The sequence below is a fragment of the Streptomyces palmae genome, from assembly GCF_004684805.1.
Taxonomy (GTDB): Bacteria; Actinomycetota; Actinomycetes; order Streptomycetales; family Streptomycetaceae; genus Streptomyces; species Streptomyces palmae.
Genome location: NZ_SRID01000257.1, coordinates 1 through 10168, shown reverse-complemented (window position 1 = coordinate 10168; position 10168 = coordinate 1). Strand labels below are relative to the sequence as shown.

At 73.2% G+C, this 10168-nt stretch carries 7 protein-coding genes; 4 read left to right on the top strand and 3 right to left on the bottom strand.

Annotated elements, in window-relative coordinates; genetic code table 11:
• From E4099_RS22815 to E4099_RS22805, 3 genes are all read left to right on the top strand, one after another.
• On the top strand, positions 1 to 1080 hold a 1080-nt coding region (locus E4099_RS22815; RefSeq protein ID WP_245245094.1), incomplete at its 5' end, for a protein phosphatase 2C domain-containing protein.
• 68 nt (positions 1081 to 1148) lie between these two features.
• Positions 1149 to 2891, top strand: a complete 1743-nt coding sequence (locus E4099_RS22810; RefSeq protein ID WP_135340980.1) for a pyruvate dehydrogenase — start codon at positions 1149 to 1151, stop codon at positions 2889 to 2891.
• A gap of 236 nt (positions 2892 to 3127) precedes the next feature.
• Positions 3128 to 3949 (top strand): lipase family protein, encoded by an 822-nt coding sequence (locus E4099_RS22805; RefSeq protein WP_135340977.1) that lies wholly within the window; start codon positions 3128 to 3130, stop codon positions 3947 to 3949.
• A 248-nt stretch (positions 3950 to 4197) separates the two neighbouring features.
• Here E4099_RS22805 and E4099_RS22800 read toward each other — a convergent pair whose 3' ends face one another.
• Positions 4198 to 4554, bottom strand: a complete 357-nt coding sequence (locus E4099_RS22800) for a hypothetical protein (protein WP_135340976.1) — start codon at positions 4552 to 4554, stop codon at positions 4198 to 4200.
• Positions 4555 to 4687: 133 nt separating this feature from the next.
• Positions 4688 to 8092: an alpha-mannosidase gene (locus tag E4099_RS22795; protein WP_135340975.1), complete on the bottom strand. Its 3405-nt coding sequence runs from the start codon at positions 8090 to 8092 to the stop codon at positions 4688 to 4690.
• A 171-nt stretch (positions 8093 to 8263) separates the two neighbouring features.
• On the opposite strand from E4099_RS22795, the gene E4099_RS22790 reads away from it, so the two are divergent.
• On the top strand, positions 8264 to 8722 hold the full coding sequence (locus E4099_RS22790; RefSeq protein WP_135340979.1) for an ATP-binding protein: 459 nt from the start codon (positions 8264 to 8266) through the stop codon (positions 8720 to 8722).
• A 42-nt stretch (positions 8723 to 8764) separates the two neighbouring features.
• Here the strand turns inward: E4099_RS22790 and E4099_RS22785 are convergent, their stop codons facing one another.
• Positions 8765 to 9874 (bottom strand): DUF2637 domain-containing protein, encoded by a 1110-nt coding sequence (locus tag E4099_RS22785; RefSeq protein WP_135340974.1) that lies wholly within the window; start codon positions 9872 to 9874, stop codon positions 8765 to 8767.
• Positions 9875 to 10168 lie beyond the last annotated feature (294 nt).

Sequence of the window (10168 nt, the reverse complement as noted above, 5' to 3'; positions counted from 1 at the left end):
CCCCAGGCCCCGGCAGTCCCGCCGGAGAGCGTCTGGTGGGCGCCGCGGCAGCGCGGCACCGCGCCGCGCCCGGGACCCAACGGACCCACGGAACCCACGGGAGCCATGCGGCCCACCGGGGACGAGGAGGTGCCGGAGCGAGCGGCCTTCGTCGGAGACGGGCCGCCCACCTACCAGGCCGAACCCACCGCCCTGCCGCCCGCCGATCCCGCCGAGCTGACGGACCTCGTCCCGGACACCGTGCTGGACGGGGCGTGCTACGGGCCGCTGACCCTGCGGGCCGCCTCGCTGCGCGGGGACTCGGCACGGTTCCGCGGTGAACCGCGGCGGGACGCCCTGCTCACCGCGCGCTTCGGCACCGGCGCCTCGGCGCTGCTGCTGGTGGCGGTGGCGAGCGGGGCGCGGGCCGCGGCAGGGGCGCACCGGGCGGCGCGCGAGCTGTGCCAGGGCATCGGCGCCGCGGTGGGCCGCAGCCAGGCCCGGCTCGCCGAGGACATCCGGGCCGGGCGGCGGGCGGCGCTCAAGTCGGGGCTGCACCGGCTCACCGACCGCAGCCTGGTCCGGCTGCGGTCCCGCGCCGCGGAACTCGGCCTGAGCCCCGCCGAGTACACCGCCTCGCTGCACTGCCTGCTGCTCCCCGCCGACCCGCGGTGCCGGACCCGGGTGTTCTTCGGAGCGGGCTCCGGCGGGCTGTTCCGGCTGCGCGACGGGGTCTGGCGGGACCTGGAACCGGCCGGCCGCGAGCACACCGACCGCCCCGAGCAGCCCGAGGCAGCGGTGGAAGCCGCCGGTGCCGACGTACCGGAGCCGGTGGACCCGGTGGACGATGACGGCCTCCCCCCGTCCGAGGGCGACCCGTTCCGCTTCCGGGCCTCCGTCGCCCGACCGGGGGATGTGCTGCTGCTGTGCAGCAGCGGGCTGGCCGATCCGCTGCGTGGCGAGCCGGCCCTGGCCCACCGGCTGGGAGAACGCTGGGCCGGGTCCGAGCCACCGGGGCTGGCCCGGTTCCTGGCGGACACCCAGATCCGGGTGAAGGGATACGCCGACGACCGTACGGCAGCCGCCGTCTGGGAGGCGTGACCGGCCGAGCCGTGGGTTGATGGATGCGGGAGCAGACCGGCTACCGCATCCGAAGGGACGCACGGGCGATGGGCAAGCAGACGGTGGCGGAGCAGTTCGTGGACATCCTGGTACGGGCCGGGGTGCGGCGGCTGTACGGGGTGGTCGGGGACAGCCTCAACCCGATCGTGGACGCGATCCGCCGCAGCCGCGGCATCGACTGGATCCAGGTGCGGCACGAGGAGACCGCCGCCTTCGCGGCCGGCGCCGAGGCGCAGCTCACCGGGCGCCTGGCCGCCTGTGCGGGCTCCTGCGGCCCGGGCAATCTGCACCTGATCAACGGCCTCTATGACGCCCACCGCTCGATGGCCCCGGTGCTGGCGCTCGCCTCGCACATCCCCAGCAGCGAGATCGGCACCGGCTACTTCCAGGAGACCCACCCCGACCAGCTGTTCCGCGAGTGCAGCCACTACAGCGAACTGATCTCCAACCCCGAGCAGATGCCCCGGGTGCTGCAGACCGCCATCCAACACGCGATCGGCCGCGGCGGGGTCAGCGTGGTCTCGCTGCCCGGGGACATCGCCGCCCGCCCGGCGCCCGAGCGGGCCGTGGAACACGCCCTGGTCACCTCCCGGCCCACGGTACGGCCCGGGGACGAGGAGATCGACGAGCTCGCCCGGATGGTGGACCAGGCGCAGAAGGTCACGCTGTTCTGCGGCAGCGGCACCGCCGGGGCCCACGCGGAGGTGATGGCCTTCGCGGAGAAGGTCAAGTCTCCAGTCGGCCACGCCCTGCGCGGCAAGGAGCACATCCAGTACGACAATCCCTTTGATGTGGGGATGAGCGGCCTGCTGGGCTATGGCGCGGCGTACGAGGCCACCCAGGAGTGCGATCTGCTGCTCCTGCTGGGCACCGACTTCCCCTACAACGCCTTCCTGCCCCAAGATGTGCGCACCGTGCAGGTGGACGTGCGGCCCGAGCACCTGGGGCGCCGCTCCAAGCTGGACCTGGCCGTGTGGGGCGATGTGCGGGAGACGCTGCGCTGCCTGACGCCCCGGGTGCGGGTCAAGACCGACCGCCGCTTCCTGGACCGGATGCTGAAGAAGCACGCCAACGCGCTGGAGGGCGTGGTCAAGGCGTACACCCGCAAGGTGGACAAGCATGTGCCGATCCACCCCGAGTACGTGGCCTCGGTACTGGACGAGGAGGCCGCCGAGGACGCGGTGTTCACGGTCGACACGGGGATGAACAACGTCTGGGCCGCCCGCTACCTCACGCCCAACGGGCGGCGCCGGGTGATCGGCTCGTTCACCCACGGCTCGATGGCCAACGCCCTGCCGCAGGCCATCGGCGCCCAGCTGCTCGACCCCGGCCGGCAGGTGGTGTCCATGTCCGGGGACGGCGGCCTGGCCATGCTGCTGGGCGACTTCCTGACCCTGGTGCAGTACCGGCTGCCGGTGAAGGTCGTGCTGTTCGACAACTCCTCACTGGGCATGGTGGAGCTGGAGATGCTGGTGTCCGGCCTGCCCTCGTACGGCACCGCCAACCACAACCCGGACTTCGCGGCCCTGGCCCAGGCCGCCGGGGCCTACGGGGTGCGGGTGGAGAAGCCCAAGCATCTGCGCTCCGCGCTGCGCGATGCCTTCCGGCACAAGGGCCCGGCGCTGGTCGACGTGGTGACCGACCCGCACGCCCTGTCCATCCCGCCCAAGATCAAGGCGGAGATGGTCACCGGCTTCGCGCTCTCCGCCAGCAAGATGGTGATCGACGGCGGCGTGGGCAAGATGCTCCAGATGGCCCGCTCCAACCTCCGCAATGTGCCCCGGCCCTGAGGGCCTCTTCAGCGCGGGTCGAGCTGGGCACCGCCCTCGTCGGATCGGGACGGCCACGAGGAGCAGGCGGCAGCGGCCCCGCCGCGGGGGAGTCGCGGCGGCAGGGGGCTGTCCGGGGGATCGGCCGGTGTGTCGTGTCCGGCCGAGCAGGGCCGCGGCCCTATCACGGAGGGGTGCCGCCACGTCCCCGACGCGGCCGGTTCGTGGCTTCCCGCCCAAGCGAAGGAGACCCCGCTGTGGCCGTGCCTGTGACGATCGACCACCGTTCGACCGACTACAGCCTGGAGCGTGCCTACTGGCTCGCGCTCGCCTCGGACCTGGCCTACAAGGACGAGGCGACCATCGACGCCCAGGCCCGCGAGTGGGGCTTCGGCACCGTACGGCACCACCAGACGCGGTTCACCCCGCCGTTCCCCCTGGAGGACACCCAGGCGTACACCATGGCGAGCGACGGCATGATCGTCACTGCCTTCCGCGGGACCGAGCCGCGGCAGATCAAGGACTGGCTGTCGGACGCCACGACCGAGCCCAGCGAGGGCCCCGGCGGCGTCGGCCATGTCCACTACGGCTTCGCCGAGGCGCTGGAGTCGATCTGGCCCGATGTGAAGAGCACCCTCGCCGAGCTGCGTACGGGCGGCGAGAGCCTGTGGTTCACCGGCCACAGCCTGGGCGGTGCGCTCGCGATGCTGGCCGGTGCCCGGATGTATCTGGAGGACCCGCGCCTGGCCGCCGACGGGGTCTACACCTACGGCCAGCCGCGCACCTGCGACTCCCTGCTGGCCGAGGCGTACAACAAGGGTTTCCGGAACCGCATGTACCGGTTCGTCAACAACAACGACATCGTTCCCCAGCTGCCGCCCGAGCCCCCGTACGCCCACGTCGACGCCCTGCGCTACATCGACTCCCACGGCAGGGTCCGCGAGTCCATGACCGTCCTGGGCGGCCTGGCCGACCACGCCGCCGGCCTGACCGTCGACCCCTTCGCTCCCGCCAGCGACGGGGTGCGCGACCACATGATGCGCAACTACCTGGCCGCCTTGGAGAAGAACCTCAGCTGACCCCGCTGCCGGGCGGGCGGCCATCGCGGATGGCCCGAAGGCGCGCGGGCGTGGACGTCAGGAGGCGGCCCGCGGCTGTACGGGGCGTTCTGCCGCAGGGGGTCGCCGGCCAGGGTGCCAGTCTGCCGTCGACGGTCGGAGCCCCGCCCGTGCGCCGCGCGGGCACAGGGGCGGGGCCGCGCGTGTCCGTTCGGCCGCGTCGCGCGGAGGCGGGCGGCGGCCGTCTGCCCCGGGACGCCGGCGGTGGTTCAGGGTTGCACCGCGGTGGAGGCGTGGTCCTGGGCGGGGGCGTACTGGTCGTCGCCGGGGAAGCGGGCGTCGTAACCGCTCGCGAGCACCTCGGCGACCAGAGCCGGCTGGGTGAGCCGCGTACCGCTGTTCATGGTCGCGATGCCATGCGTGTCGGTGGTGGCGCGGCCGATCTCGTTGTGTCCGGCCGTCGAGGAGAAGACGACCTCCCGGCCCGGCAGCGGTGCCCTGGTGTCGGAGTCCGACAGGACCGCCTCGAAGTCACCGCTGATGGGGGACTTGGTCACCACGTGCCCGGACACGGTTCGTGCCTCAAGAGCAGCCTGCTTCTTGCTCTGCGGCGCTGTCATCGTCATTGCCCTTCGCTGGAGTGGGGATATCCGGAATACGTGCTTCCGGCCTCGGTTCCACCGTGCTGCACCTCCCTATGCCGTGCAAACGGGCCTCTGTGACCAGGGCCTTCTCCCTCAACCTGCCCACCGGCTCCGCTCAGCCGCGGGCCGGGGTCAGCCGCAGGGTGAGGATCTGGAAGGGGCGCAGGGACAGCTGCACCCGGCCCGTGCCGTCGTCCGGCGGCCGGATGGGGACGGCCACCGGGCAGCCGGGGGCCAGGCAGCCCGCCATGTGGCCGGGGCCGCCGGGAACACCCGCCGGCCAGCCGCTCTTGTTCACCAGCCCCTCCGGCACGCCCATCCACCCCCCGGGCGGGTTCGCCCAGCCGCCGGGCACGTTCACCCAGCCGCGGGGCTCGCTCGGCTGCTCCGGGGGCAGGGGCGGCGGATAGCCGGGGGGTACGTCGTCCGGTCCCGGCACCGGCGGTGGCGGGACCGTCCGGTCCGCCGCACCGAAACCGGGCGGGGGTGCGCCGATCGGCAGATCCTCGCCGAGCGGGCGCTCCAGCAGGTCGGTGACCTGGGCCCGGGCCAGCGGGAAGGCGGTGAACAGGGCTCCGGCCGCGCGCCCGCCCCCGGACTCGTACAGCCGCACCACCACATCGCCGGAGCGGTCGTCGGCGAGCTTGACCGACTCCACGGTGACGGCCGGGTGGTGGACCCGCACCAGCGGGGGCAGCCAGGGAACCTCGGCCACCCGCAGCGGCAGGTTGAGCGCGAGGCCGCCCATCACCGCGTCCGCCACCTCGGCGCCGGGCAGCAGCGCGTAGGCGAACCGGTGGACGCCCTGGTCGGTCTCGGGGTCGGGGCAGTGCGGGGCGCGCAGCAGGGTCAGCCGCACCGTGGTGCCCAGCCCCTCGGGGTGCGGGGCGCGGGTCGCCTCGTGGCCGTAGGTGGAGTCGTTGAGCAGCGCCACCCCGTACCCCGGCTCGGCCACCCGCAGCCAGCGGTGGGCGCAGATCTCGAACCGGGCCGCGTCCCAGCTGGTGTTGGCGTGGGTGGGCCGGTTCACATGCCCGAACTGGATCTCCGCGGTGGACCGTTCCGCGTTCACGTCCAGCGGGAAGGCGGCCTTGAGCACCTTCTCCGACTCCCGCCAGTCCACCTCGGTGTGGATCTCCAGGCGGCGGCTGCCCGCGTCCAGCCGGATCTCCTGGGTGATCCGGGAGGCGCCGAAGGCCCGCTCGACCAGGACCGAGGCGCGCAGCGGTCCGTCCTCCAGCAGCCGCACCGACTCCGCCTCGGTGAGATCGGTGCGGCTGCGCCGGTAGTGCCGGTCGATGTCCCAGGCGTCCCAGGCGTTGGGGTGGTCGGGGTGCAGCTGGAGCAGGTTGCCGCGGGCGCCGGGGGCCAGCACCTCGCGCTCGGCCCGCCGGTCGTACACCGAGGCCAGCAGCCCCTGCCGGTCGACCACCACTCGCAGCTCGCCGTTGTCCAGGGTGATGTCCTCCCCCCGGGGCAGCGCCACCACCGGCGGCAGCGGTACGGGGGAGAACTCCCCGGAGGCCATTCCCTCCGCGTGCGCCAGGGCGGCGACCCGGCCGTCCGACAGCGGCTGCCGGACCGCCTCCGCCGGCAGCAGCGCCGGATCCACCGAGACCACCTCGGTGCGCTTGTACGGGGAGGGGTTGAGCACGCGGACCCGCCCGCCGCCCAGCGCCCCGGCCGCCGCCTCGATGAGCTCCGTCAGCTCGGTGCGGATCCGGGCGTAGGTCTCCCGGGCCTCCCGGTGCACCCAGGCGATCGAGGACCCGGGCAGGATGTCGTGGAACTGGTGCAGCAGCACCGTCTTCCAGATCCGGTCCAGGGCCTGGTACGGGTAGCGGTAGGCACCGTCGAGCAGCGAGGCGCAGCTCGCCCACAGCTCGGCCTCGCGCAGCAGGTGCTCGGCGCGCCGGTTCCCCTGCTTGGTCAGCGCCTGGCTGGTGTACGTGCCCCGGTGCAGCTCCAGGTACAGCTCCCCGGACCACACCGGCGCCTGCGCCCCGTACTCCCGCTCCGCCGCCTCGAAGAACGCCGAGGGCCGGACGATCTCCACGCGCGGGGAGCCCTCCAGGTCGCGCAGTCGGCGGGCCTTCTCCATCATCTCGCGGGTGGGACCGCCGCCGCCGTCCCCCCAGCCGAAGGGCACCAGCGAACGCCCGGCCCGGCCCTTCTCGGCGAAGTTCCGCTCGGCGTGCGCCAGCTCCCGGCCGTGGAACTGCGCGTTGTAGGTGTCCACCGGCGGGAAGTGGGTGAACACCCGGGTGCCGTCGATGCCCTCCCACCAGAAGGTGTGGTGCGGCATGGCGTTGGACTGGTTCCAGGAGAGCTTCTGGGTGAGGAACCAGCGCACCCCCGCGAGCTTCGCCAGCTGCGGGAACGCCGCGGTGTAGCCGAAGGAGTCGGGCAGCCAGACCTCCTCGGTCTCCACCCCCAGCTCCTCGCGGAAGAACCGCTTGCCGTGCACCAGCTGGCGGGCGAGCGCCTCGCCCCCGGGCATGTTGGCGTCCGACTCCACCCACAGGGAGCCCACCGGCGCCCAGGTGCCGTCGGCCACCGCCTGCCGGATGCGCGCCCAGATGTGCGGCTGGTGCTCCTTGACCCAGGCGTACTGCTGCGCCTGCGAGCAGGCGAACACCAGCTCCGGGTAGTCGGCGGCGAGCGCGGTGACGTTGGCGAAGGTACGGGACGCCTTGCGCACCGTCTCGCGCAGCGGCCACAGCCAGGCCGAGTCGATGTGGGCGTGGCCGGTGGCCGCCAGCCGGTGCGCGCTGGCGTGCGCCGGGCGGGCCAGCACCTCGGCCAGCGCGGCTCGCGCCGCCACCGCGGTGCCCGGGACGTCGTGCAGGTCCAGGGCGTCCAGCATGTCCTCCAGGGCCCGCAGGATCTCCTGGCGGCGCGGCCGGTCCACGGGGAGCTCGTGCATCAGCTCCGAGAGCACCTCGATGTCCAGCACCAGGTGCCACACCTGCTCGTCCAGTACCGCGAGTTCGGCCGAGGCGAAGGTGTACAGCGGCTGGTCGCCGGCGGTCAGCGGGTCGCCCAGCGGGGTCGGCGCGAAGCCGTCCCGCAGCACCGCCGGGTTGGCGGCGGCCTCCAGCAGCAGCTCCACCCGCTCCCCGCCGGCGGCCGGGGCGGCGACGGGGACGTGCCGGTTGCGCGGGTGGACGCCCTTGATCGGTACGCCGGCCGCGTCGTATACCATGCCCTCCGCCTGGAAGCCGGGCGCCTCCCCGGTGAAGCCGGGGTCCAGCACCGCCTCCACCCGCCGCCCCGCCCAGTCGGCCGGAACCGTTCCGGTCAACCGGAACCACCAGGTGGACCAGGGACTGCCCCACCGAGTGCCGGTCTCGAATGGCGTGAACTCGCCCGCCAGTGCCTCGGCCACCGGGACCGGCTCACCCGGCGTGTGCCGGGCGGTGATCTCCAGCGGGGTCCGCGCCGTGTACCGGGCGGGCCGGATGAACTGGTGGAGCGCCCGCTCCAGGCGTCCCTCCACCAGTGTGCGGTCGTCATGCATCAGGGGCTCCTCGGGTTCGGCGGTCCCCGCGTCCACCTGATCACTTCCCGGTGTGTATGGGGGCCGACACGTGGGGCATGCATTCCATGAGCGCGTTCGAGGCGGGGATGCCGGAATCGGCGGACGGGGCGGGGCAAGGCAATGAAGCGTCAGCCTGCACAGCGCGGCGGCATGGACACCACCTGGCCGGACGGGGAGCCGGTCACCGAGCCAGAGCGGGGGACCGACCTGACGATGCGACTGCGGCACACCGACCTCAGCGGGGTCGCCGCGGTCCGGCGCGAGTTGCGCGCACTGCTGCGGCACTGGGGCCCGCCGGGGCGGGCCGATGTGGCGGAGCTGCTGATCAGCGAGGTGGTGACCAACGCGCTGGTGCACACCGACCGGGGCGCGGTGGTCACCGCCACCCTCGGCGAGGGGCCGGCCGCCCGGCGGCGCGGCCGATTACACGTGGAGGTGCGGGACTTCACCCACCGGCCCCCCACCCCGCGGCCGGCCCGCGAGAGCGCCGGGGAGGGCACCTCGGGGCGGGGACTGCTGCTGGTGAACGCACTTGCCGACACCTGGGGCGTGCGCACCCATGGTGTCGGCAAGGCGGTGTGGTTCGAACTGGACGGCATGGCCGCCTGAGCGGGCCGGCCACCACCGGACCACGGTGGTACGGGCGCCGGATCAGCCGATCTGGCGCTCGATCTGGGCGAGTTTCTCCTCCAGGGTGTCCAGCCGCGGGATGCTCAGCGTGTCGTCCTCGGCGGTGAGGTCGATGGTGCGCGGCCGATCCCGGTCGAAGGACGTGAGCAGGGAGTCGGTGGCGGTGCTGCTAGCCTTCGCGGTCTCCGGCGCGGTCGAGGGCTGCAGGGCGGGCAGGGAGGAGCGGGAGGGCAGCTGTCCGGGATCCGCTATGGCAGGGTCCGAACTGAGCTGACCCGGTTGCGCGGGCGCCCCCGCGACATCCACCTGGCGGCCGCCGCGGCGGCCCCACATCCGGTGCTGGCGGTTGTACGCCTTGATCCGCGCGCGGTCCAGCTTCTCCTGGTCCCGGCGGCGAAGGCGGTTCTGCTCCTTCTGCCGCCGGTCCTCGCGGACCTCCTCCACGGCCTCGTCCAGCGTGCGCACGTTCTCCAGCAGCATCAGCGACCAAGCGCCGAAGGTCTCCCGAGGAGCGCGCAGCCAGCGGACCATCCGGATCTGCGGCAGCGGGCGCGGGACCAGCCCCTGCTCCCGCAGCGCGGCCCGGCGGGTCTGCTTCAGCGCCCGGTCGAAGAGGATGGCCGCCGACAGCGACATGCCCGCGAAGAACTGCGGGGCGCCCGCGTGGCCCGTGCCGCGCGGGGCGTGCACCCAGTTGAACCAGGCCGCGGCACCGGCGAACAGCCAGACCAGCAGCCGGGAGCCGAGCGCCGCGTCACCGTGGCTGGCCTCCCGCACCGCCAGTACGGAGCAGAACATGGCCGCACCGTCCAGGCCGAACGGGACCAGGTACTCCCAGCCGCCGGAGAGGTTCAGGTTCTGCTGGCCGAAGCCCACCAGGCCGTGGAAGGACAGGGCCGCGGCGACCGCCGCACAGCAGAACAGCAGGGCGTACGAGGCCACTCCGTAGATGGTCTCCTTGCGCCGCCGGCGCTCCTCGCTGCGCTCCCAGGAATCCGTCGGGGCAGCGGTGGCAGCATCGGCCTTGTTCTTGCCGCGCCCGCGGGCGAGCACTGTCACGGCGGCCACGACTCCGACGAGCACCACGGCGACGGGCAGGGCCCAGTCCAGCGATATGTCGGTCAGTCTCATCCGGCCTCTTGCCTCGCTTCCGTGTGGTGTTCCGGCCGTGTACGGCCTACTCGCGCGACATCTTGGCGGAGAACAGCCCTGCCTCAAGGGGTTTCCGGACAAGAAGACGCCAACGGAGGGCGAGGGCACGCGGATAGGTGCGAAACGGCTCGAACGCTCGCCTGAGGCAAGCGAATTGCATTCTATTCATGGAATCCGTTTCGGTGGAATCCACGTGATCATCTTGCCAAAACGGCCCAAACCTGGTCCGTGGTGGGGTACGGCGCATCGCCCGGCGGGCGCGGGGCGATGCGC

Excerpts from the sequence above, each read along its gene's own strand:
- E4099_RS22785 (WP_135340974.1), bottom strand. The coding sequence starts at position 9,874 with ATGAGACTGACCGACATATCGCTGGACTGGGCCCTGCCCGTCGCCGTG.
- E4099_RS22800 (WP_135340976.1), bottom strand. The coding sequence starts at position 4,554 with ATGACGATGACAGCGCCGCAGAGCAAGAAGCAGGCTGCTCTTGAGGCA.
- E4099_RS22810 (WP_135340980.1), top strand. The coding sequence starts at position 1,149 with ATGGGCAAGCAGACGGTGGCGGAGCAGTTCGTGGACATCCTGGTACGG.
- E4099_RS22795 (WP_135340975.1), bottom strand. The coding sequence starts at position 8,092 with ATGCATGACGACCGCACACTGGTGGAGGGACGCCTGGAGCGGGCGCTC.
- E4099_RS22790 (WP_135340979.1), top strand. The coding sequence starts at position 8,264 with ATGGACACCACCTGGCCGGACGGGGAGCCGGTCACCGAGCCAGAGCGG.